We start from the raw sequence: 21,336 nt of genomic DNA, 5'->3' as shown, positions 1-21,336 counted from the left end.
TTTCGCCACATTCGCTGCCAAACCCGATAGATAGCCAGATTTGGCGCGATCTGACAAAAAGAATGCCTGTTTCCAGTCATTCGCGTTACGTGCACCGGGCCTGGAAGACCAGGGGGCATGCCGCTCGTCGGCTAGCGACCCCAGAGGTTCCGACCCTGCCCGGGCGGAATGATTCCCGTCCATTGGGTTGCAGGACGCCCCGCCCGGCATCGGGATGCCGGCCGGCCTGTCCTGTACAGCATGAAATCGGCGTGCGGATGATGCACCGAGGTTGTGACAAAAGGCCATGTATCTGTCACAAAAATTCACCGTTCCGGCCCCGCCATCCCTCCCTGAAGCACCTTGGGGAAAATCCCCTCGACGCCGATCAACTCTCCAGCAGGAAGGTCACCGGCCCGTCGTTGACCAGGTGCACCTGCATGTCGGCGCCGAAACGCCCGGTCGCCACCTGCGGATAGGCCTCCCGCGCCAGTTTCACCAGGTGCTCGAACACCGCCTCTCCTTGCGCCGGCGGCGCCGCGCTGGAGAAGCTCGGACGCAGTCCGCTGCGGGTGTTCGCCGCCAGGGTGAATTGCGAGACCAGCAGCAAGCCGCCCTGCACGTCCAGCAAGGACCGGTTCATCTTGCCCTCGTCGTCGCCGAACACCCTGTAGTTGAGCAGCTTGTGCAGCATCTTCGCCGCGCAACGCTCGCCATCCTCGGGCTCGACCCCGACCAGCACCAGCAGGCCGCGATCGATGGAGCCGACGATTTCGCCGCCAACCTCCACCCGCGCCGCGCCGACGCGCTGCAGCAATGCCTTCATTCGGCCTCCGGCGGCAGGTCGAGCAGTCGCCGGCCGATCTCGTTGGTGGCGCGCACCAGCGCATCGACTATCCCCGGCTCGCTGGCGGTATGCCCGGCGTCGCGGATGATCTGCAGTTCGCTGTTCGGCCAGGCCTGGTGCAGGGCCCAGGCATTGTCCAGCGGACAGATGGCGTCGTAGCGGCCATGCACGATCACGCCAGGCAGATGGGCGATGCGGTGCATGTCCTCGAGCAACTGGTTGGGCCTGAGGAAGCCCTGGTTGACGAAGAAGTGGTTCTCGATGCGCGAGATCGACAGCGCCCTGCCCGGCTCGGTGAAGCGGTCCACCACCATGGGGTTGGGGCGCAGCGTGGCGGTGCGGCCCTCCCAGGTCGACCAGGCCTTGGCGGCGTGCATCTGGGCGATCTGGTCGCTACCGGTCAGGCGCTTGTGGAAGGCCGCCAGCAGGTCGCCGCGCTCTTCCGGCGGGATCGGCGCGACATAGTCTTCCCAATAGTCGGGGAACAGGCGGCTGGCGCCTTCCTGGTAGAACCAGTGGATGTCCTGCGGACGGCAGAGGAAGATGCCGCGCAGGATCAGCGCATGGACCCGCTCGGGATGGGTCTGCGCGTAGGCCAGCGACAGGGTCGAGCCCCAGGAACCGCCGAACAGCACCCACTTCTCGATACCCAGGTGCTCGCGCAGGCGCTCCATGTCCGCCACCAGCTCCCAGGTGCTGTTCTTCTCCAGGCTGGCGTGGGGCGTGGAACGGCCGCAACCGCGCTGGTCGAAGGTGACGATACGGTAGAGGTTGGGATCGAAGAAGCGACGCGACAGGGCATCGCAACCGGAGCCGGGGCCGCCGTGGACGAAGACGACCGGCAGTCCGTCCGGCGAACCGCTTTCGTCGGCATACAGCACATGCGGTTCGTCGACGGCCAGCTCGTGGCGAGCGTAGGGTTTAATTTCCGGATACAGAACTAGCATGATGCGCTCCCGAGGCGATGTGTTCGGCCCCCGGCGCAAACGTCGACAGCGGGGCCCGTCCTTTGCTCTGCCGCGCATGATACTTCGGCGCCGGGAAAAAAACCGAGCGGCTTTCATGTCCGCCCCGGTAGACGGAAAACCATCAATCCAAGCAACGGCGCCTGGCGCCGGGAGAACGAGCATGGCCGAGGCCTTGCGACACCGTATCCGCGCCGCCGGCCTGCTGGTGGTGGAGCAACGCATTCTGCTGGTCCGCCACGAGGTCGGCGGCGACATCTACTGGATTCCGCCCGGCGGCGGCTTCGAGTCGGAATGCGACGAATCGACGAAGGATACCGTCCGGCGCGAGTTTTTCGAGGAGACCGGCCTGCGGGTGGACGTCGGCCCGCTGGTCTACGTGCGCGAATTCGCCGAACCCGCCGCCGGGCGCTTCCACATGGAGCTGTTCTACCGCATCGACGCCTGGCGTGGCGAGCCGACCCTGGCCAACCTGAAGGGCCTGGGCGGCGACGAGTTCGATATCCGCGAGGTCGGCTGGATCGCCCGCGACGAACTGCCTGGCCTGCCGTCTTTCTATCCGGCCGAACTGGCCGACGACGTCTGGTCGCGCCTGGACGCGCCGACGCCGTCGATCCGCCACCTTGGCCTGCAGCGCTAGACGCTCACTGCACCGGATCGCTGGTGGGGTTCTCGAGGATCGCCTTCAGCTCCGCGGTCATGGGGAACTCCAGGTTCAGCCCCTTGGGCGGGATCGGCTGCTGGAACCAGCGCTGGTAGATGCCCTGTATCTCGCCCGAGCGATACAGCCCGGCCAGGGTCTCGTTGACCAGGGCAAGGAACTGCGGGTCGTCCTTGCGCACCATGCAGCTGTAGATCTCCCGCGATTGCGGCTCGCCGACCACCACCCAGTCGTGCGGCTGGCGCGCCTTGGCGCGTTCGCCGTAGAGCAGCGCATCGTCCATGTAGAAAGCCACCGCGCGACCCGATTGCAGCATCTGGAAGGCTTCGCCGTGGTCCTTGGCGCTGACCACGTTCATCCCCAGCTTGTGTTCGGCGTTGTAGTTCTTCAGGTAGCGCTCGTTGGTGGTGCCGGCGGTGGTCACCACGTTCTTGCCCTTGAGGTCGTCGAAGTGGGCGATGCCGCTGTCCTTGCGGGTCAGCAACTGGCCCTTGACGTAGATGAAGCCGTAGGAGAACGCCACCTGTTTCTGCCGCTCGGCGGTGACCCCGGTGGAGCCGCACTCCAGGTCGACGGTGCCGTTCTGCACCAGCGGGATGCGAGTCTGCGAAGTGACCAGGTTGTACTTCACCTTGAGTTCCGGCTTGCCGAGGGTGCTTTTGAGCCGCTCCACCACCTTGCCGGCCAGTTCCACCGAATAGCCCATGGGCTGGCCGCTGTTATCGCCAAGGTAGGAGAAAGGCACCGAGGCATCGCGATAACCCAGGGTTATCGTGCCGTTGTCGGCAACCTTCTTCAGGGTGCCGCTGAGTTCCTCGGCCTGCGCGGCGCCGATGGCGAGCGACAGGGAGAGTGCGAAAGTGCTGGATACAAGGGTTTTCATCGGAGGTTCTGCCTCTTTTTTCTTATGGCTATGGAAAGTAAGTCAGCCCCTGGCCGCCACCACGGTGATCTCCACCAGCACCGACGGACGCGCCAGCTCCGCCTGGACGGTGGTCCGGCTGGGTGCCTGGCCGGTCGGCAACCACTGGGTCCAGACCTCGTTCAGGGCGGCGAAATCGCGGGCGATGTCCTTCAGGTAGATGGTCGCGCTGAGGATACGCTCCTTGCGCGACCCGGCCTCGGCCAGCAGCGCGTCGATCTTCGCCAGCACCTCGCGGGTCTGGCCATGGATATCCTCGGCCTGGCCCGGCACCTGGCCGGAAAGAAATACCAGGGCGTCGAAGCAGACCGCGGCGGACAGGCGGTCGTTGGTGGCGATACGGGTCGGTTCCATGGGAGTGCTCCAGTCGAGGGGGGATCAGCCAGCCAGCGCGCCGCGCGGCAGCAGGCCAGTGGTATCGATGCTCGGCGGGCGGCGGCCGATCTGCTCGGCCAGCAGGCGCCCGCTGCCGCAGGCCAGGGTGAAGCCGAGCGCGCCGTGGCCGAGGTTGAGCCAGAGGTTGCGGTAGCCGCCGTTGCCCACCAGCGGTACCCCGGTGGGCGTGGCCGGGCGCATGCCGGCCCATTCGACGGCAGCGTCGAAATCGCCGCCCTGCGGGAACGTGTCCCGCGCCTGCTGGCGCAGCAGTGCCAGGCGCGCGGGCTCGAGGCCGGGGTCGAAGCCGACGATGTCGACCATCGCGGCGATCCGCAGCCGCTCGCCGATCCGCGCGTAGACGATCTTGCGGTCGTAATCGGTGATGCTGGTATCCGGCGCGCGGTGCTGCGCGCCGACCGGCAGGGTCAGGCTATAGCCCTTGAGCGGGTATAGCGGCAGGCGCAGGCCCGGCAGCATCAATTCGGCGCTGCGGTAGCCGGCGGCCAGCACCACATGATCGGCCTCGATGAGATCGCCGCCGACCTCGACGCCACGCACCGCCGCACCGCCCTCGACGATCTTCGTCACCCTGCGGCCATGCAGTTGCCGGCAATGTCCGGAAGCCTGCAGGCGCTCGGCAAGTTGCACGCAGAAGGCATGGCAGTCGGCGACCTCCTCGTCCGGCGTGTGGATGCCGCCGACAAAGGGCGCGGCGGACAGGGCCGGCTCCAGCGCGAGGCACTCGGCGGCGGTCAGGACGAATTGCGCCGAAGGATCGGCCAGGCCCTGGCGGGCCCGCGCAAAGCTGGCCGGTTGGCGAAACGCCACCAGCTTGCCGTTGCGCCGCCAGTCGAAGCCATCGAGGCCATCCTCCTCGCGCCAGTCCTGCAGGGTGCGCTGGCTGAGCAATGCCAGGCGCAGCAGGTGCGCGGCATTGCGGCGGTTCAGCGAGCCGCGGCAGGCCGCGAGGAAGCCCAGCAGCCAGCGCCACTGCGCCGGATCAAGACGCGGCCGCAGGCGCAACGGCGCATCGTTGCGCAGCAGCCAGCCGAGCGCCTGGGCCGGCACGCCGCTGTCTGCCAATGGCGCCACGTAGCGATAGGACAACTGCCCGCCATTGGCGTAGCTGGTTTCCAGCCCGCCCCGCTCGCGCGCTTCCACCAGGGTCACGTCGAATCCTTCGCGAACCAGGGCGTAGGCCGTGGCCAGGCCGACCACGCCGGCGCCGATGATGCAAACCCGCTGAGCCATGACAATCGTTATCCAGGTGTTTTCCAGGGCTTCGACGATAGGCGCGGATGACAGCGGTAGGACAATGAATAAAGATGGCCAGGGTATAAATCCAGGTTATGGGCTCGCGCCGATGAAGCTCCGCCATATCGAAGTGTTCCAGGCGATCCGCCAGGCTGGCTCGGTCAGCGGCGCCGCACAGTTGCTGCACGTGTCCCAACCGGCGGTGAGCAAGGTCCTGCAGCACGCCGAGCAGCAACTGGGCTTCCCGCTGTTCTTGCGAGTGCGCGGCAAGCTGCTGGCGACTCCGGAAGCGCTGGAACTGGAGCGCGAAGTGGCCAAGCTCAGCGATAGCCTGCAGGCCGTGCGGCGCCTGGCGCAGAACCTGCGGCGCCAGCCGGGCCACAGCCTGCGCATCGGCGCCACCCCGGCCCTGGCGCTGTCGCTGCTGCCGCGGGCGATCGGCGAATGGAGCGCGCGCTATCCGCAGAGCGGCTGCGAACTGGCCACCTTGCATTCGCGCGAGCTGGTGCAGGGCCTGCTGATGCGCGAACTGGACCTGGCCCTGAGCCTGAAGCAGCCGGAACACCCCGGCCTGCGCGGCGAAGCCATCGCCAGCGGCGTATTGGTGGCCCTGGCGCCGCGCGAACACTGGCCCGAAGCGGAACGCCGGCAGCCGCTGAGCCTGGCCGGGCTGGCCGGCGAAGCGCTGATCGGGCTGTCCACCGCCGACCCGCTGTTCGCCCGCCTGGAGGATTACCTCAGCGCCGTGGAGCCACCGCCGCAGGTGAAGATCGCCGTGCAGACCTACGCCCTCGCCCGCGCCCTGGTGGAGGCTGGGGCCGGCCTGGCGCTGGTCGATCCCTTCACCGCCCTCGGCGCCGACCCGCACAGCACCGCAATCCGCCCATTGAGCCCGGCCTTCCCGGTCACCCTCTACGCCATCACCCGCGCCGACGAAACCCCGCCGCACACCCTCGCTCCGCTGCTGCGGATGCTCGCCCGCCAGGCCGAGGAGCGTTTGCGGGCCGTGCAGATGTAGCATTTGCCGCCTGGCCTGCCGCTGGAAACCTTGGACGTCGTTCTGGCCCACGCCTCGCGTACTTACCGCTCCGGCTTCCAGTCTGGGCGGTCCGCGTCGTAGCCCTGGGTGGGATGAGGAGGCAGAGGATAGTCCTCTATCAGATTGGGGAAACGTAAGTCGGGGTCAGCTTCAAGCTTTTTGTAGATTGAATAATACGCTTCTCGCAACTTTTCGTCGGGGGCGTACCACATTGCACTTGCAGGGGGAGTCTCACTTCCGAAGACTCGTGATAGGAAAAAAGCCGCACTCTTGCCCCCCTGAGAGACTGACACCTGATAATAAACCAGTGCCTTTGGGAAATTGTGCTCTACTATCTTGTAATACGCCCCCAGCTCATAACTAGCCGGCGCATAACCCTGACTAGCAGCACAGTGAGTATACGCCAACCCCAAATCCTTTTTTTTGGCCACATATATATAAAACTTACCTAGCTCAGTTAGTGCCGGCGGATTTCCTAGGCTAGCAGCCTTATCAAGGAAAGTAAGTCCGTCAGTTGCAGGGTTTTTAACCCCGGCGCGATTTCCAATCATTGCTCCCATATCATAGAACCCCTGAGGCACATCCAGATCTATCATCTTTTGATAGAGATCCAATGCCTTCTGCGTATCTTTTTCTACTCCTCCGGGCCACCCTGTACGATAAAGATTCGCCAAGTTGTGCATGGCCTTCCAGTGGCCGCGCTCGGCCGCCTTGCTGTACAACCCGACGATACGAGGCCACGGACGCAAGGTATCGGGCTTGGCCAGGGTCGCCGCTTCGCGATACCAAGCATCGGCCTGCGGGTCCAGAGGGGGTAGATGGTCCTTTTCGTTAACGCAGACAAAAGGCTTGCTGTCAGCCATAGCGGGAACTGCTGCGAGACAAAGTACAGCCCATATTCCAATAGCCATTAGCCGAATCACTGACCCGGCTTCCAGTCGGGTCGAGCTGCGTCGTAGCCCTGGACGGGGTGGGGTGGCAAGGGGTTATATTTTACCAAATTGGGAAAACGAAGATCGGGGTCGGCATCAATTTGCAGATAGAGGGAGTAGTAGAATTTCTCAAGCTTTTCATCCGGCGTATACCACATTGCACTTGAAGGAGGCGTCCTCTTTCCGAAGACGCGCGAGAGAAAAAAGGCTGCACTCCTGCCGCCTTGAGAGACGGAGACTTGATAGTAGCTAAGTGCCTTTGGATAATTATTTTCAACCAACTCATAGTAGCTTCCAAGCTCATAGCTCGCCGGAGCATAACCTTGACTGGAAGCACAACTGGCATACGCCAGCCCCAATTCCTTTTCCTTGGCCACATAAATATAGAGTTTACCCAACTCGGTCAGTGCTGGCGGGTTCCCCAAACTAGCGGCTTTATCCAAGAAGGTCAGACCATCGGTAGCAGGGTTCTTAACACCGGCACGATTACCAATCATTGCCCCCATATCATAGAACCCCTGAGGCACATCCAGATCTATCATCTTTTGATAGAGATCCAATGCCTTCTGCGGATCTTTTTCTACTCCTCCGGGCCACCCTGTACGATAAAGATTCGCCAAATTATGCATGGCCTTCCAATGACCGCGCTCCACTGCCTTGCTGTAAATCTCGACGATACGGCCCCAGGGCCGCAGAGTATCGGGCTTGGCCAAGGCTGCTGCTTCGCGGTACCAAGCATCGGCTTGCGGATCCAACGGCGGCAGATGGTCTTTTTCATTAGCGCAGACAAATGGTTTGCTGTTGGCCATCACGGGGACGCCTGCAAGACAGAGCACGGCCCAAAGTCCAATAGCCATCAGCCGCATCACTGCCCCGGTTTCCAGTCGGGCCGATCTGCGTCGTAGCCCTGGGTCGGGTGAGGAGGCAGAGGATGGTCCTTTATCAAGTTGGGAAAACGCAAATCAGGATCAGCGGCAAGTTGATCGTAAATACCATCATATAGTTTGTGCAGCTTCTCATCGGGGGCGTACCACATTCTGTCAACATCGGGACTAGTCTTATCAAAAACTCCGGACATGAAGAAGGCAGCATCATCATTTCCTTGGCTTGCAGCAAGAAGGTAATAGCCTGCCGCCTTTGGGTAGTTATGTGCCACCAAACGATAGTACATCGCCAACTCGTAATTGGCAGGAGCATAGCCCTGGCCTGCAGCACAGTTCGTATATTTCAGCCCCAACTCATCCTGACCAGCAACATATATATATAGCCTTCCTAACTCAGTTAATGCTGGTGGATTACCCAAGCTTGCAGCCTTATCGAGAAAGGTAAGTCCATCAGTCGCAGGATTCTTGACGCCAGCACGATTTCCGATCATTGCCGCCATATCGTAGAAACCTTGAGGAACCTTCAAATCGATCATCTTCTGGTAGAGATCTAGAGCTTTCTGAGTATCCTTCTCCACACCGCCTGGCCAACCGGTACGATAGAGGCTCGCCAAGTTATGCATAGCCTTCCAGTGACCACGCTCAACTGCCTTACTGTATAGATCGACGATACGATCCCAGGGACGCAGGGTATCGGGCTTGGCGAGAGCTACTGCCTCCCGATACCATGCATCAGCCTGAGGATCTAGAGATGGCAAGTGGTCTTTTTCGTTAACGCATATAAAAGGTCGTAGTTCAGCCGCCATGACAGGATTTCCCGACAACAAAAAAATCAAGAGAAAAAAACATAATGGACGCATCATTCAGTCCACCGTGAGACCGGGGCTATAAGGTGTCACGACATCCCAGAAGCGAAGCAAGTTAGCTACCAAAGGCTCGTCTTTACGTTGCTGTCTCCAATTCGCATCCATTTTCTGATTCCAGAGTTTGAAGTTTTTTTCGGTTGTCGTAGCCACTTTCTGGGCATGTAGCTCCCACAACTCCTCCCGCATCGCCCTCGCCAAATCCGGATTGGGCTGGGCAACCCCCAACTCGCTGTCGCCATGCATGCTGCGGACATTGATATTGGCCGAGCTGAGCAGGGTATAGAGGTCATCCACCAGCAGCAGCTTGGAGTGCACGTAGATGTGCTTGTAGCGCGCCTTCAGCGGCGGCGCCCCGAGGGCGGCCTCGGCTTCGGCGGACAGGCGCGCTGGCGGCGGGCTGCCGGGGGCAGGGTCGCTGGTGGCCAGGGTGGCGACGACCACCTTGAGGCCGGGTACTTCGACGAGTTGATAGGGCTTGTCGTCCTCGCCGGTGTTCTTCGCCAGTCCGGGAATCTCCTGCGCGCCGAGATCGCCGAGGCGTTGCTCGACTTCCGGCGTCACGCCTTTCTCTTCGAGCGCCTCGATCTTGCGCTCCAGCCGTTCGATGTTGTTTTCCTGGCCGCGCCGGACATAGGGATCGGGATGTAGGTTTTCCCTGACCTGCTTCAACTGCTCCCGCTTTTCCCGCAAGTCATGCGCCAGGTCGCGCTGTACCTGCGGCATCAGTTGCTCCTGGCCCAGGCCTTTCATCATGTCGTAGGTGGTCTTCGAGGCGTCGCTGGAGTCGGGGGTGTTGGTCACGACGAACAGGTACAGGTCGCCGGGCACGCCCCGGGCCTTGCGCACCTGCGCAGTCTTCCGCAGGCGCTCGGCGAAGCCGGCATAACGGAAGTACTGGTTTTCCATGTAGACGTAGTCGGTGGCATTGCCCAGGGCCTTGAGATAGTGCTCCAGGATCGAGCGCTCGTCGTCCTGCGGCTGGGTTCGGCAAATCTGCGCGACGCTGTTGCTGGCGGGCGTGGCGATCTTCGGCAGCGGCAAGGCGTCGCGCTCGGCGGTCAGCGATGGCGTCGAGAACCAGCGCTTGTACCACGGCGTCTCGAGATCCCAGGCCTCGCTGAAGTTGCGGCTGAGGTCGGCCAGCACCGGGCCCTGGACCTGCATGGAGATATCCTGCCAGGGCCCGAACCCGGGATCGCGACCGGCGGCGCGGTCGTCGAACAGGTGGGCGCTGGTGTCCCAGTAGTTGCGGTGCATGTTGTGACCCATGACGAAGCCGATGGCCTGCGGGCTGCCATAGTCGACCAGGACCATCTTCTGGTGATGGCTGGCGAACTGGGTGAGTACCAGCAACTGGCCGATGCCCAGGTCGTCGATGCCATCGGCGCGCAGCAGGTGGATCAGGCTTTGCAGCCGCCCGTTGACGAGGCGCACCTGCTCGCCGTTCATCACCGGCCTGGCCGTCTGCTCGAAGTCGCGGGTACGGAACTCGACGTTCTGCAACCCACCGCCGCGTACCGCCTTGAACCAGTCGCGGGTGAATATCTGCCCCCAGGGATCCTGGCGGGTGCCGCCGGAACCGCGCTTGCCGCCGTAGCCCTGGGCCCCGCTGCTGTCGAGAGTGCGCTGGATCTCGGCGTTCTCCGCCTCCAGCTCGGCGATGCGCGTCCGCGCGTGGGCGGCGCCCCGCGGGTCGAAGCTCGGCAGCCTGCCTTCGCGGTGCAGCCGTTCCGAGCGCTCCAGGGCTTCCTGCTGCCGCGCGATGAGGTTGAGGTTATGCTGGCGCCGCTGCTCCAGCCGCAGCACCTCGTTGTCCACCGCACTGCCGCTGGCGACGCCCGAGCCCACCCAGGTGCCGCCGGAACCGCCGACGCCGGCCCCGGGGATGGTGTTTTCCTTGAGCCTGGCGAGCTGGTTGCTCCAGACCAGCACCCGCGCCTGCACTCCTTCGCGGCCCTTCGTCTGCAGCAATTCGCCGATTCGCGGTCCGTCGGGGCGCTTGAAGCGCATGGCCGGGTCGAAGCCCCAGGTGATGATGTCGATGCTGTGCCGGGCCGCTTCCATCGCCGCATGCACCGCGTCGAAGGCCGCCTGGCCATTGATCAGCGGCTTGATGTGCACACCCGCGCGCGGTGGGTAGAAGGCCTTGTTGGCGAACCAGTCGAGGGTCAGCCGGACGCTGCCGGCCTGTTGCGCGTACAGCTTGAGGGTTTGCGGTTTGTACAGGTCGCTCATGGCGTGGGCTCATCCTTGTCGGCGGCGCCGGGCCGCGAGGCGTCGCGCCGGTAGGCGTCCGGGGCGGAACGCGGCTTGTGCTGGGGCATTTCCGCCCGGTAGTCACGGAACCCCTGCTGGGCGAGCCGATCGTCGGCCTGCAGTGCGTCCGGCTGGTCGACCATCTCCACCTCGTAGGCGTGGCCATTGGCGGTCTCGATGCGATAGGTGCGTTCGCCCGGAAGCGGTTCGAAGCTGATTGCGCCGCCTTCGTCGGCGATGCCCTCCTCCTTGAAGGCACCGTTGGCGTAGAGCCGATACGGTTGCCTGGCCGCCGATGCCACGCCGGGCAACGGACTGAGTTCGAAACGTAGGAGTTTCTGCGGCGCTTCGCCGATCTTCTGGGCGATGGCTCCCAACAAGGCGCCTCCCGCCGCCGCGGCGTCGGCCGCGAGCGGTTGCAGCGGCGACAGCGCGCGAACGCCGCTACCGATGCCGGGGCTGCCGCCGCTGTTGATCATCACCTGGGCGCCGTCGAGGGTGACACCGCCCGGGTCGAGCCTGGCGAAGCTGCCACCGCCCTTTAGGGTCAGCTCCATGCCTGCCTCGATCACTACCTTGTCGCCGGCCTTGAAATGGATCTCGTCGCCCGCCTCGACGAACTGGCCGGTGCCGATCCTCAGGTGCAACGCGTCGGCGACGCTGAGGTGGTCGGCCGCCTTCAGTTCGACCTTGCGGTCGGCATGGACCGTGCGCTGTTCCTCGGCCCTGAACTCGCTGTAGCTATCGCCCTCGACCGTGTCGTGGCGCTCGTGGCCGACGCGGATCTTCTGGTCGTGCTCGATGTTCTCGTCCCAGTCGCGCTGGGCGTGGACGAAGATCTGTTCCTGGCCCTTGCGGTCCTCGATGCGCAGTTCGTTGAAACCGCCGCCGCCGGGGTAGCTGTCGGTCTTGAAAACGCTGCGGGTCTTGTTCTGCGGCAGCTCGTAGGGCACCCGGTTTTCGCTGTGGTAGAGGCAGCCGGTGACCAGCGGCTGATCCGGATCGCCCTCCAGGAAACCCACCAGGACTTCCATGCCCACCCGCGGGATGGCGACGCCGCCATAGCGCTTGCCCCCCCAGTTGGAGGCGACGCGCAACCAGCAACTGGTGTTGTCGTCGGCCTGGCCGAGGCGATCCCAGAAGAACTGCACCTTGACCCGGCCGTATTGGTCGCAGTGGATGGTCTCGCCGGCGGGGCCGGTCACGACCGCTGTCTGGCAGCCCAGCACGCGTGGCCTGGGATGCTCCAGCGGGGGGCGGAAATGCGCGCTCCAGGGAGTGGCGACGAAATGGTTGCGATAGCCCTGGCGGAAATCGCCCTGGCCCTGCGCGACGTCGCTGTCGATCGACTCTTCCAGTACCTGCGGCTGCCGCCCTTCGTGGAGAACCTCGGTAAGCAGCCAGAGATCGTTCCATTCGCCGCGGGGATGCGCGGACAGCGTCAGGAAGTGTCCGCTGAGCAGCGCCGGTTCGTCGCTTTCGCCCCTGGCCTGTAGGTAGTCGGCGCGATGCCGTTCCAGCGCGCGATGGCTCAGGTGCTTGCCGCGCTCGCGGTGGGTGAAGCGGCCGGGATAGTCGTAGTCCTCCAGGTCCGGTTGCTGCGCCCCGGGCTGCGGGCCATGGGCGGCCTGCATCTGCAACGCGGGTTGCTCGAAGTCGTAGTCGCGCCGGGTAACCCGGCTGGCACGGGTGTCGAAGCGCACGCCGAAGCGCTTGACCACCGGCTGGTCGGCGACCAGCCCGGCGTCCTGCACGTAGGCGACGGGGCGTTGCAGCCGCGGAAAGGAGGTCTGGTCGTCGCCGAAGACCAGCACATGGCCCTGGGCAGAAAACTCATGGTGGTAATGGATGCCCTCCTCCTCGCAGAGCCTGCTGAGGAACGCCAGGTCGGTTTCGTCGTACTGCGTGCAGTATTCGCGGGCCGGGTACGGCGTCGGACCCAGCTGGAAGCGGTAGGCGTCGGCGAGAATGCCGTGGCCCTCCAGCACCCGACCGATGATTTCCGGCACGCTGAGGCGCTGGAAGATGCGTTGGTCGCTGCACAGCCCCAGGTAGGCCAGGCGCGGCTCCAGGGTCGCGCGATAGCCGGTCAGGCGCTTGCCGGAGTCCCCCTGGGCGATGCTGGTGAGCTGTCCGTGGACCCCTTGCCCGCTCGGCGAGAGGATCAGGAAGGCCGGCTGGTGCAGCAGCGCGTCGAGGTCCAGGTCGGATCGCTCGCTGACCAGTTCCAGGTCGAAGCGAAAGGGCTGGCTGATGGCTTCGCGACCGCGGAAGGCGAGTACCTGGAAGTCGTGCCGGAGGTTTTCGATGCGAAGGCTGAAGTGCGTCTGGTTGGCGGGGGCGAACATTCACTGTCCTCTTGGAAACGCAGCCGTGCGTTCCTGGCGTATTCGGTTCCGGGCGCGACGCGCGTGCGCCCGCGCGATGGAAATGCTGGCCGAGAGGATAGAGGAGAACAGTTGTGCAACTCTTTGCGCACTCGGCCTCCCGGCCGCATCAACGCTGACCTCAATAAATTTGTAACAGAAAATTTCCAGAATGCCGACGCGGACGCCCCACCCCATCCGCGGCCTTCACGTCCGCCAGGACGGGCCAGGCGTCCGCCGCCTCCGAGCACCTCAGGCGTAGCGCTCGCGACCCCAGGCGAGGAGGCTTTCCAGCAGTTCGCGGATGACTGCGCGGGTCGCTTCGGCGAGGTCCGCGCGGTAAGCGAACGGGGCCTGCTCGTCCATGTAGGTGCACTGCGCCAGCTCCAGCTGGACGGCATGGACGTGCTGCTCCGGCTGGCCGTAGTGGCGGGTGATGTGGCCGCCCTTGAAGCGCCCGTTGAGCACATGGCTGTAGCCTTCGGCGGCAGCGCAGACCGCCTCCAGGCGGGCCGCCAGCGCTGGATCGCAACTGGCGCCGGCGTTGGTGCCGAGATTGAAGTCGGGCAGTCGGCCGTCGAACAGGTGCGGCACGTGGGAACGGATCGAGTGGGCGTCCCAGAGCAGCGCGTAGCCGAACTCGGCCTTCAGCCGCGCCAGTTCCTCGGCGATGGTCCGGTGGTAGGGCGTCCACACTTCGGCCAGGTAGCGCATGCGTTCCTCGGCGGACGGCGCCATGCCTTCGCGGTAGAGCGGCCGGCCGTCGAACAGGGTGTCCGGATACAGGCCGGTAGTGGCGGTGCTGTACAGCGGCTTGTCGTCGGAAGGGCGGTTGAGATCGACCACATAGCGCGAATAGTGGGCAGCCAGGGTGCTGGCGCCCAGTTCCTCGGCGAAATCGTAGAGCCGGGGAATGTGCCAGTCGGTATCGGTCAGCGCCCGCGCCTCCTCCACCAGGCCGGCGTCCACCGCCGGGGTCAGGCGCGTGCCGGGGTGCGGCATGCTGATCAGTAGCGGCACACGGCCGCGCTTGAAACTCAGGACTTCATCCACGGTATACCTCCTCGGCGTGGCGAATGACGCGTTTCGGCAGATCGCCGCCCAGCCAGTAGGCCAGCTCCGCCGGACGCTCGATGTCCCAGGCGACGAAGTCGGCCAGCTTGCCGACCTCCAGGCTGCCGTGGCTGGCTTCCAGCCCCAGCGCCCGGGCGGCGTGCAGGGTGACACCGGCCAGCGTCTCCTCCGGGGTCAGGCGGAACAGGGTACAGGCCATGTTCAGCATCAGGCGCAACGACAGCGCCGGCGAGGTGCCGGGATTGAGATCGCTGGCAATGGCCATGGCCACGCCGTGCCGGCGCAGGGCATCGATCGGCGGCAGCTGGGTCTCGCGCAGCAGGTAGAAGGCGCCCGGCAGCAGCACCGCGACGGTGCCCGCCTCGCCCATGGCGCGGGCGTCGTCCTCGGTCATGTACTCCAGGTGGTCGGCCGACAAAGCCCGGTAGCGCGCCGCCAGGCTGGAACCGTGCAGCGAGGATAGCTGCTCGGCGTGCAGCTTCACCGGCAGGCCCAGCTCGCGGGCGGCGATGAATACCCGCTCGACCTGCGCCGGGGAAAACGCCAGGTGCTCGCAGAAGGCGTCCACCGCGTCCACCAGTCCCTCCCCGGCCAGCGCGGGGAGCATCGTCGAGCAGATATGCTCGATGTAGTCGTCGGCGCGCCCGGCGTATTCCGGCGGTAGCGCATGGGCGGCCAGGCAGGTGCTGCGCACGGTCGCCGGCAGGCGTTCGCCGAGGCGGCGGATGACTCGTAGCATCTTGCGCTCGCTGGCCAGGTCGAGGCCGTAGCCGGACTTGATCTCCAGCGCCGTCACGCCGTCGCGCAGCAAGGGCTCCAGGCGCTTGCGCGCGCTGGCCAGCAATTCTTCCTCGCTGGCCTCGCGGGTGGCGCGTACGGTGCTGGCGATGCCGCCGCCGGCGGCGGCGATCTCGGCGTAGCTGACGCCCTCCAGGCGCTGCTCGAATTCGCCGCTGCGGTTGCCGCCGAACACCGCGTGGGTGTGGCAGTCGATCAACCCCGGGGTCAGCCAGGCGCCACCGAGGTCGATGCGTTCGGCGTAGTCGCCGGGCGGCAGTTCGGCGCGCGGGCCGATCCAGTGGATCAGCGGACCGTCGGTGACCAGGGCGGCGTCCTCGACGATCGAGTACTTGCCGCCCTTGAGGGTGGCGGCATGGCAATGCTGCCAGAGTCGTTTCATTGCAGGTCTCCTATGCTCGCGGCCAGCCGGGCGAGACTCTTCCGCTCGCCGAGGATGGCCGCCGCGCTGGCGATGTCGGGAGCCAGCCAGCGGTCGGTGTCGTACGCGGGCACGCGCTCGCGCAGGATGCCCCAGGCCGCCGCGGTGCCCTGGCCGAAGCGTTGCGGGGCGAGGAATTCGAAGGCCTGGGCGGCCAGCAGGTACTCGATGGCGAGGATCCGCCGGAGGTTCTCCAGGGCCCTGCCAAGCTTGAGCGCGGCACTGGTGCCGAGGCTCAGGTGGTCCTCCTGGAGCGCCGAGGTGACGAAGTTGTCGACCACCGCCGGCTGCGCCAGCTGGCGGTTCTCGCCGGCCAGGGAGGCGGCGACGTACTGGGTGATCATCATCCCCGAGTTGACTCCCGGCTTGCCCACCAGGAACGCCGGCAGGCCGCTGACCAGCGGGTTGACCAGGCGATCCAGGCGCCGCTCGGCGACCCCGCCCAGCTCGGCCACGGCGATCGCCAGCAGGTCGGCGGCCATCGCCACCGATTCGCCGTGGGGATTGGCCTGGGATACCACCCGGTAGGCCTCCGGCGTACCCAGCAGCAGCGGGTTGTCGGTGGCCGAGTTGAGTTCGGTCTCTATCTGCCGCGCCGCGTGGGCCAACTGGTCACGGCAGGCGCCATGGATCTGCGGTATCGAGCGGATGCTCAGGGCATCCTGGGTGCGGATGCCGCGGGCGTTCTCCAGCACCTGGCTGCCAGCCAGCAAGGCCCGCAGATTGGCGGCGACCCGCTGCATCCCGGGATGCGGCTTGAGCGCAACGATCTCGGCGTCGAACGCCGCCAGTTGGCCGCGCAGGGCCTCGAAGCTCATCGCCCCGATCACGTCGGCCCACTGCGCCAGGCGCTGCGCGTCGTCCAGGGCCAGGCAGGCGAGGCCGGTCATGCACGGCGTGCCGTTGACCAGGCAGAGCCCGTCCTTGGCTCCCAGGCGCACCGTCGCCAGGCCTTCCGCCGCCAACGCGGCGGCGGCCGGCACGACGCTGCCGCGGTAGCTGACCTCGCCGATGCCGAGCAGGGCGATGCCGACGTGCGCCATGTGGGTCAGGTAGCCCACCGAGCCCTGGGCCGGCACCTGCGGGGTAATCCCGTGGTTGAGCAGCGCCAGCAGCCCTTCCACCAGCGAACGGTCGAGCCCGGACTTGCCCTGGCTGTAGTTGGCGACGGCGGCACAGATGATCGCCCGGGTCTGTTCGTCGCGCAGCGGCTCGCCGACCCCGCAGGCATGGCTGAGCAAGGTGTTGCGCGACAGCTCGGCGAGCTGCTCGCCTTCCAGCAGGACGTCGCACAGCGCGCCGAGGCCGGTACTGATGCCGTAGGCACGCTCGCCGTTGGCGACGATACGGCAGACGATGGCGCGGGCGTTGTCGATCCGTGCCCAGGCCGCCGCCGACAGTTCCAGGCGCGCACCGTGCCGGGCCACCGCGACCAGTTCCTGCCAACGCAGCGGGCCGTCGCCGAACACGACGCTCGGTAGGTCGCTCATAGGTTCGCCACCCGCCGCTGGACGAAGCGGTCGACGTAGTCGTCGGCCGGCTGGTGGAGGATTTCCCGTGGCGTGCCGACCTGGATCAGTTGGCCGTCCTTGAGGATCGCGATGCGGTTGCCGATGCGTACCGCCTCGTCGAGGTCGTGGGTGATGAAGACGATGGTCTTGTGCAGGGTTTTCTGCAGTTCCAGCAACTGGTCCTGCATGTCCGCGCGGATCAACGGGTCGAGGGCGCTGAAGGCCTCGTCCATGAGAATGATCTCGGTGTCGGCGGCCAGCGCGCGGGCCAGGCCGACACGCTGGCGCATGCCGCCGGAAAGCTGGTGCGGATAGGACTTCTCGTAGCCCTTCAGGCCCACCGTGGCGATCCAGTGCAGGGCCCGCTCGTGGCACTGCGCCCGGCTTTCGCCGCGAACCTTCAGGCCGTAGGCGACATTGTCGAGCACGCTCTTGTGCGGCAGCAGGCCGAAACTCTGGAACACCATGCTGATCTTGCGCCGGCGGAATTGCCGGAGGGCTTCCATGTCGTAGCGCAGGATGTCCTCGCCATCCACCAGGATCTCGCCGCTGGTGGGGTCGATCAGGCGGTTGAAATGGCGCACCAGGGTCGACTTGCCGGAACCCGACAGGCCCATGATCACGAAGATCTCGCCAGCACCGATGGTCAGCGACAGGTCGTTGACGCCGACCACGCAGCCGGTCTGCGCCAGCACTTCGCCCTTGCTGCGTCCCTGGCGGATAAGGGCCAGCGCGGCATCGGCGCGCGGGCCGAAGATCTTGAACACGTTCTTCACTTCGATCTTGTTCATCTGCGCACCGCTCATTTGCTCGTCTCGTGCCGGGAACGGCCATAGGCCTGGGTGATGCGGTCGATCACCACCGCGAGGATGACGATCGCCAGGCCGGCTTCCAGGCCCTTGCCCACGTTCAGCGTCTGGATGCCCACCAGTACGTCTTCGCCGAGGCCGCGGGCGCCGATCATCGAAGCGATCACCACCATCGACAGGGCCATCATGGTGGTCTGGTTGATCCCCGCCATGATGCTCGGCAGGGCCAGCGGCAACTGCACGCCGAACAGCTGCTGCCAGCGGTTGGCGCCGAAGGCGTTGACCGCCTCCATCACCTCGCTGTCGACCTGGCGGATGCCCAGGTCGGTGAGGCGGATCAGCGGCGGCGCGGCATAGATCACGGTGGCGAAGATCGCCGGCACCTTGCCCAGGCCGAACAACATCAGCACCGGGATCAGGTACACGAAGCTGGGCATGGTCTGCATGATGTCCAGCAGCGGCATCAGCACCGCGCGCAGGCGGTTGCTGCGCGCGGCGAGGATGCCCAGGGGGATGCCGATCAGCACCGAGATGAAGGTCGCCACCAGCATCAGCGCGAGGGTCTGCATCAGCTTGTCCCAGAGGCCGACGGCGCCGACCAGGAACAGCAGGCCGGTAATCACCAGGGTCGGCAGCAGGCGCCGGGTAGCGTGCCAGGCGATCGCCGCGACGATCGCCAGCAACAGCCACCAGGGCGTGGCGCGGAGCAGCCCTTCGAGGTTGACGATGGCCCACAGCAGGGTGTCGGAGATCTTGCGGAACAGGTCGCCGTAGTTGGTCACCAGGGCGTCGACCCAAGCGTTGACCCAGTCGGCGATGGAAAATGTCAGGCGTTCGGGAAACATGGTCTGCTCTCGTCGGTCGTGGGTTCAGAGTGCCGCTTCGATCTTCTTCGCCGCGTCCTCGTCGACCCAGGCGTGCCAGACCTCGGGGTGCTCCTTGAGGAACTCGCGCGCCAGGCGCGCCGCATCGATCCGGTCCTTGGCCATCCGCGCCAGGTCGCTGTTCAGCAGCTCCGCCGGCAGGTTGACCTTCTCCAGCACCGCCACCAGCTCCGGCGCCTGGTCGTGGAAGGTCCGCGACAGGCCGACCTGGATCCTGATGCGCTTGGCGACGCCGGGCCTTTCCTCCAGGCGCACCAGGTCGGCGCGGCCCATCAGCGGCGTCGGCGACCAGTAGTAGAACAGGATAGGCTCGCCGCGCCGATAGCTCGACAGCACCGCCGCGTCCAGTGCCGGGCCGGTGCCCGGACGGAAATTGGTGAACGTCTCTTCCAGGCCGTAGCTTTTCAGCATCTCGCTGTTCTCCAGCTCGCAGGTCCAGCCGGCCGGGCAATTGTAGAAGCGCCCCTTGCCCGGCTCTTCCGGGTCGCGGAAGACCTCGGCGTACTGCGCCAGGTCGGCGATAGAGCGCAGCTTCGGCGCCTTCGCCTCGAGCTTGCGCTGCGGGTCGCCCTCGATCACGTAGCGCGGCACGTACCAGCCCTCCACCGCGCCGACGATGGGTTCGCCGACGCCGACCACCTTGCCGGCCGCGGCAGCCTTGTTCCAGGCGTCGCTGCGGCCGATCCACTCCTCGGCGAAGACCTGGATGTCATTGGTGCTCAGCGCCTGCTCCATGGTGATCGAGTTGCCCGGCAGGCTGTCGGTGGTACAGCCGTAGCCCTTGGCCAGGACGAACTGCATCAGCTCGGTGAGCAGGGTCCCGCTCTCCCAGTTCAGCCCGGCGAACTTCACCGCCTTGCCGGACTCGCACCAGCCTTCCGCCTGGGCGCCCGCCGCGGCGGCGAGCAGGCCGAGGGCACAGAGAACACTCAACATCGACTTCTTGTATCGCATGGTTCGACGCTCCAGATGCACGATTGGGAAAGGCAGTTGGAAAACCTGCGGGCCGCGCCCGGGGGAACGGCCTCGATCATTGTTATTGGCCGGCGGCTCAGGCCGCCGTCGGTTCCGTCACAGCCCTCCCTGGGCCTGAAGCACGCCATGCGCGGCATCGCCCTTCGGCCTGACCCAGCGCCGGTAGGCGATCACCAGCAAGGCGATCCAGATAGCCCCGACCCACAGGGCCGGGCGGGTGTCCGGGAAATAGCCGAGCACCACGAAGATGAACAGCATGAAGACGATCGCCGCCGCCGGCGCGAATGGCCACAGCGGCACCGGGAACTTCAGCGCGGCGACCTGGCGCGGCCCCATGCGCCGGCGCATGCCGACCTGGGCCAGGAGGATCATCAGCCAGACCCACACGGTGGCGAAGGTGGCGATGGAAGCGATCAACAGGAATACGCTCTGCGGGATCAGGTAGTTCAGCGCCACGCCGAGCAGCAGGGCCACCGCCATCAGCAGCACGGTCATCCACGGCACGCCGTGCCGCGACACCCGCGAGAAGCCGACCGGCGCCTGGCCCTGGCGGGCCATGCCGTAGAGCATGCGACCGGCGCCGAAGATGTCGCTGTTGATCGCCGAAATCGCCGCGGTGATCACCACGACATTGAGGATCGCCGCGGCCGACTCGATCCCCAGGCCGTCGAAGATCTGCACGAAGGGACTGCCGTTGCTGCCGATCTGCTGCCAGGGGAAGATCGCCATCAGCACGAACAGGGTCAGCACGTAGAACAGCAGGATGCGCAGCGGCACCGCATTGATCGCCCGCGGGATCACCCGCTGCGGGTCCTGCGCCTCGCCGGCGGTGATGCCGATGATCTCGATGCCGCCGAAGGCGAATACCACCACCGACAGCGAGGCGACCAGCCCGGCCCAGCCGTTGGGCAGGAAGCCGCCGTGCTGCCACAGGTTGTGCACGCCGGTGGCGGACGTCGCCGCGCCGCCCAGGCTGAAGCCGAAGAACATGATGCCGAGCCCGGCGAGAATCATCGCGACGATGGCGCCGACCTTGACCAGCGACAGCCAGAACTCCAGCTCGCCGAAGACCTTGACATGACAGAGGTTCAGCCCGCCGATGAACAGCACGATGGACAGTACCCAGATCCAGCGCGGCACGTCGGGAAACCAGAACCCCATGTAGATACCGAACGCGGTGACATCGGCGAGGCAGACGATGATCATCTCGAAAGCGTAGGTCCAGCCGGTGACGAACCCGGCCAGGGGGCCGAGATAGCTGCTGGCGTAATGGCCGAACGAGCCGGACACCGGCTCGTGCACCGCCATCTCGCCGAGCGCGCGCATCACCATGTACACCGCCGCGCCGGCGACCAGGTAGGCCAGCAGCACCGCCGGCCCGGCCATCTGGATGGCCGATGCGGAACCGTAGAACAGGCCGGTGCCGATCGCCGACCCCAGTGCCATGAAACGAATATGACGGGCGTTCAGTCCGCGCCGAAGCCCCGTGTCGTGCGTCATCCCTCGGCTCTCCTG

At 65.6% G+C, this 21,336-nt stretch carries 19 protein-coding genes; 2 read left to right on the top strand and 17 right to left on the bottom strand.

Features of this window, described 5'->3' with window-relative positions; all coding sequences use genetic code 11:
- Positions 1-367: 367 nt before the first annotated feature.
- The gene (gene dtd, locus HMPREF1224_RS29920) at positions 368-805 is read right to left on the bottom strand and encodes a D-aminoacyl-tRNA deacylase (RefSeq protein WP_003103447.1); all 438 of its coding nucleotides are present in this window, start codon (positions 803-805) and stop codon (positions 368-370) included.
- Positions 802-1,773, bottom strand: a complete 972-nt coding sequence (pip, locus tag HMPREF1224_RS29915) for a prolyl aminopeptidase (RefSeq protein WP_003095918.1) — start codon at positions 1,771-1,773, stop codon at positions 802-804. The genes dtd and pip overlap by 4 nt, the downstream gene beginning before the upstream one ends.
- A 181-nt stretch (positions 1,774-1,954) precedes the next feature.
- Between pip and HMPREF1224_RS29910 the strand changes: the two genes are divergently transcribed.
- A complete protein-coding gene (locus tag HMPREF1224_RS29910; protein WP_003095920.1) occupies positions 1,955-2,431 on the top strand; it encodes an NUDIX domain-containing protein in 477 nt (158 codons plus the stop codon).
- Between the two features lie 4 nt (positions 2,432-2,435).
- Here the strand turns inward: HMPREF1224_RS29910 and HMPREF1224_RS29905 are convergent, their stop codons facing one another.
- From HMPREF1224_RS29905 to HMPREF1224_RS29895, 3 genes are read right to left on the bottom strand one after another with little or no spacing between them, the layout of a single operon-like run.
- Positions 2,436-3,335, bottom strand: a complete 900-nt coding sequence (locus HMPREF1224_RS29905) for a transporter substrate-binding domain-containing protein (RefSeq protein WP_003115039.1) — start codon at positions 3,333-3,335, stop codon at positions 2,436-2,438.
- 42 nt (positions 3,336-3,377) lie between these two features.
- Positions 3,378-3,728: a RidA family protein gene (locus HMPREF1224_RS29900; RefSeq protein ID WP_003095925.1), complete on the bottom strand. Its 351-nt coding sequence runs from the start codon at positions 3,726-3,728 to the stop codon at positions 3,378-3,380.
- A 24-nt stretch (positions 3,729-3,752) separates the two neighbouring features.
- Positions 3,753-5,003, bottom strand: a complete 1,251-nt coding sequence (locus HMPREF1224_RS29895; protein WP_003095928.1) for a D-amino acid dehydrogenase — start codon at positions 5,001-5,003, stop codon at positions 3,753-3,755.
- A 64-nt stretch (positions 5,004-5,067) separates the two neighbouring features.
- Between HMPREF1224_RS29895 and HMPREF1224_RS29890 the strand changes: the two genes are divergently transcribed.
- Positions 5,068-6,024 carry a LysR family transcriptional regulator gene (locus HMPREF1224_RS29890; RefSeq protein ID WP_003095930.1) on the top strand — a complete coding sequence of 319 codons (957 nt, stop codon included), beginning with the start codon at positions 5,068-5,070 and terminating at the stop codon, positions 6,022-6,024.
- Between the two features lie 62 nt (positions 6,025-6,086).
- Here HMPREF1224_RS29890 and HMPREF1224_RS44535 read toward each other — a convergent pair whose 3' ends face one another.
- The 12 genes from HMPREF1224_RS44535 to HMPREF1224_RS29835 form a co-directional block, all read right to left on the bottom strand.
- Complete coding sequence (locus HMPREF1224_RS44535) at positions 6,087-6,956, bottom strand: tetratricopeptide repeat protein (protein WP_031799223.1); 870 nt, start codon at positions 6,954-6,956, stop codon at positions 6,087-6,089.
- Positions 6,957-6,964: 8 nt separating this feature from the next.
- Positions 6,965-7,834, bottom strand: coding sequence for a tetratricopeptide repeat protein (locus HMPREF1224_RS29885; RefSeq protein WP_010895694.1), 870 nt, complete (start codon positions 7,832-7,834; stop codon positions 6,965-6,967).
- An 8-nt stretch (positions 7,835-7,842) separates the two neighbouring features.
- Positions 7,843-8,724 (bottom strand): tetratricopeptide repeat protein, encoded by an 882-nt coding sequence (locus tag HMPREF1224_RS29880; RefSeq protein WP_003115526.1) that lies wholly within the window; start codon positions 8,722-8,724, stop codon positions 7,843-7,845.
- Positions 8,725-10,962: a type VI secrection system-dependent phospholipase D effector PldB gene (gene pldB / locus HMPREF1224_RS29875; protein ID WP_003114454.1), complete on the bottom strand. Its 2,238-nt coding sequence runs from the start codon at positions 10,960-10,962 to the stop codon at positions 8,725-8,727. It lies immediately after the preceding gene.
- The gene (locus tag HMPREF1224_RS29870; RefSeq protein ID WP_003114455.1) at positions 10,959-13,331 is read right to left on the bottom strand and encodes a type VI secretion system Vgr family protein; all 2,373 of its coding nucleotides are present in this window, start codon (positions 13,329-13,331) and stop codon (positions 10,959-10,961) included. The genes pldB and HMPREF1224_RS29870 overlap by 4 nt, the downstream gene beginning before the upstream one ends.
- A gap of 270 nt (positions 13,332-13,601) precedes the next feature.
- Complete coding sequence (gene hutG / locus HMPREF1224_RS29865; protein ID WP_003095940.1) at positions 13,602-14,402, bottom strand: N-formylglutamate deformylase; 801 nt, start codon at positions 14,400-14,402, stop codon at positions 13,602-13,604.
- A complete protein-coding gene (gene hutI, locus HMPREF1224_RS29860) occupies positions 14,395-15,603 on the bottom strand; it encodes an imidazolonepropionase (RefSeq protein WP_003114456.1) in 1,209 nt (402 codons plus the stop codon). Before hutI ends, hutG begins: the two co-directional genes overlap by 8 nt.
- Complete coding sequence (hutH, locus tag HMPREF1224_RS29855) at positions 15,600-17,132, bottom strand: HAL/PAL/TAL family ammonia-lyase (protein WP_003101754.1); 1,533 nt, start codon at positions 17,130-17,132, stop codon at positions 15,600-15,602. The genes hutI and hutH overlap by 4 nt, the downstream gene beginning before the upstream one ends.
- Positions 17,129-17,959 (bottom strand): quaternary amine ABC transporter ATP-binding protein, encoded by an 831-nt coding sequence (locus tag HMPREF1224_RS29850; RefSeq protein ID WP_003101756.1) that lies wholly within the window; start codon positions 17,957-17,959, stop codon positions 17,129-17,131. Before HMPREF1224_RS29850 ends, hutH begins: the two co-directional genes overlap by 4 nt.
- Positions 17,956-18,807, bottom strand: a complete 852-nt coding sequence (locus tag HMPREF1224_RS29845) for an ABC transporter permease (protein WP_003095946.1) — start codon at positions 18,805-18,807, stop codon at positions 17,956-17,958. The genes HMPREF1224_RS29850 and HMPREF1224_RS29845 overlap by 4 nt, the downstream gene beginning before the upstream one ends.
- 24 nt (positions 18,808-18,831) lie before the next feature.
- Positions 18,832-19,800, bottom strand: coding sequence for an ABC transporter substrate-binding protein (locus HMPREF1224_RS29840; protein WP_010793683.1), 969 nt, complete (start codon positions 19,798-19,800; stop codon positions 18,832-18,834).
- A gap of 117 nt (positions 19,801-19,917) precedes the next feature.
- Positions 19,918-21,321, bottom strand: coding sequence for an amino acid permease (locus HMPREF1224_RS29835; RefSeq protein ID WP_003114460.1), 1,404 nt, complete (start codon positions 21,319-21,321; stop codon positions 19,918-19,920).
- Positions 21,322-21,336 lie beyond the last annotated feature (15 nt).

The organism is Pseudomonas sp. P179, from assembly GCF_000478485.2.
Classification (GTDB): Bacteria; Pseudomonadota; Gammaproteobacteria; order Pseudomonadales; family Pseudomonadaceae; genus Pseudomonas; species Pseudomonas aeruginosa.
The sequence above is the reverse complement of the archived record's forward strand: the minus strand, read 5'-3'. Positions and strand labels throughout refer to the sequence as shown.

Excerpts from the sequence above, each read along its gene's own strand:
- dtd (WP_003103447.1), bottom strand. The coding sequence starts at position 805 with ATGAAGGCATTGCTGCAGCGCGTCGGCGCGGCGCGGGTGGAGGTTGGC.
- pip (WP_003095918.1), bottom strand. The coding sequence starts at position 1,773 with ATGCTAGTTCTGTATCCGGAAATTAAACCCTACGCTCGCCACGAGCTG.
- HMPREF1224_RS29910 (WP_003095920.1), top strand. The coding sequence starts at position 1,955 with ATGGCCGAGGCCTTGCGACACCGTATCCGCGCCGCCGGCCTGCTGGTG.
- HMPREF1224_RS29905 (WP_003115039.1), bottom strand. The coding sequence starts at position 3,335 with ATGAAAACCCTTGTATCCAGCACTTTCGCACTCTCCCTGTCGCTCGCC.
- HMPREF1224_RS29900 (WP_003095925.1), bottom strand. The coding sequence starts at position 3,728 with ATGGAACCGACCCGTATCGCCACCAACGACCGCCTGTCCGCCGCGGTC.
- HMPREF1224_RS29895 (WP_003095928.1), bottom strand. The coding sequence starts at position 5,003 with ATGGCTCAGCGGGTTTGCATCATCGGCGCCGGCGTGGTCGGCCTGGCC.
- HMPREF1224_RS29890 (WP_003095930.1), top strand. The coding sequence starts at position 5,068 with ATGAATAAAGATGGCCAGGGTATAAATCCAGGTTATGGGCTCGCGCCG.
- HMPREF1224_RS44535 (WP_031799223.1), bottom strand. The coding sequence starts at position 6,956 with ATGGCTATTGGAATATGGGCTGTACTTTGTCTCGCAGCAGTTCCCGCT.
- HMPREF1224_RS29885 (WP_010895694.1), bottom strand. The coding sequence starts at position 7,834 with ATGGCTATTGGACTTTGGGCCGTGCTCTGTCTTGCAGGCGTCCCCGTG.
- HMPREF1224_RS29880 (WP_003115526.1), bottom strand. The coding sequence starts at position 8,724 with ATGATGCGTCCATTATGTTTTTTTCTCTTGATTTTTTTGTTGTCGGGA.
- pldB (WP_003114454.1), bottom strand. The coding sequence starts at position 10,962 with ATGAGCGACCTGTACAAACCGCAAACCCTCAAGCTGTACGCGCAACAG.
- HMPREF1224_RS29870 (WP_003114455.1), bottom strand. The coding sequence starts at position 13,331 with ATGTTCGCCCCCGCCAACCAGACGCACTTCAGCCTTCGCATCGAAAAC.
- hutI (WP_003114456.1), bottom strand. The coding sequence starts at position 15,603 with ATGAAACGACTCTGGCAGCATTGCCATGCCGCCACCCTCAAGGGCGGC.
- hutH (WP_003101754.1), bottom strand. The coding sequence starts at position 17,132 with ATGAGCGACCTACCGAGCGTCGTGTTCGGCGACGGCCCGCTGCGTTGG.
- HMPREF1224_RS29850 (WP_003101756.1), bottom strand. The coding sequence starts at position 17,959 with ATGAGCGGTGCGCAGATGAACAAGATCGAAGTGAAGAACGTGTTCAAG.
- HMPREF1224_RS29845 (WP_003095946.1), bottom strand. The coding sequence starts at position 18,807 with ATGTTTCCCGAACGCCTGACATTTTCCATCGCCGACTGGGTCAACGCT.
- HMPREF1224_RS29840 (WP_010793683.1), bottom strand. The coding sequence starts at position 19,800 with ATGCGATACAAGAAGTCGATGTTGAGTGTTCTCTGTGCCCTCGGCCTG.
- HMPREF1224_RS29835 (WP_003114460.1), bottom strand. The coding sequence starts at position 21,321 with ATGACGCACGACACGGGGCTTCGGCGCGGACTGAACGCCCGTCATATT.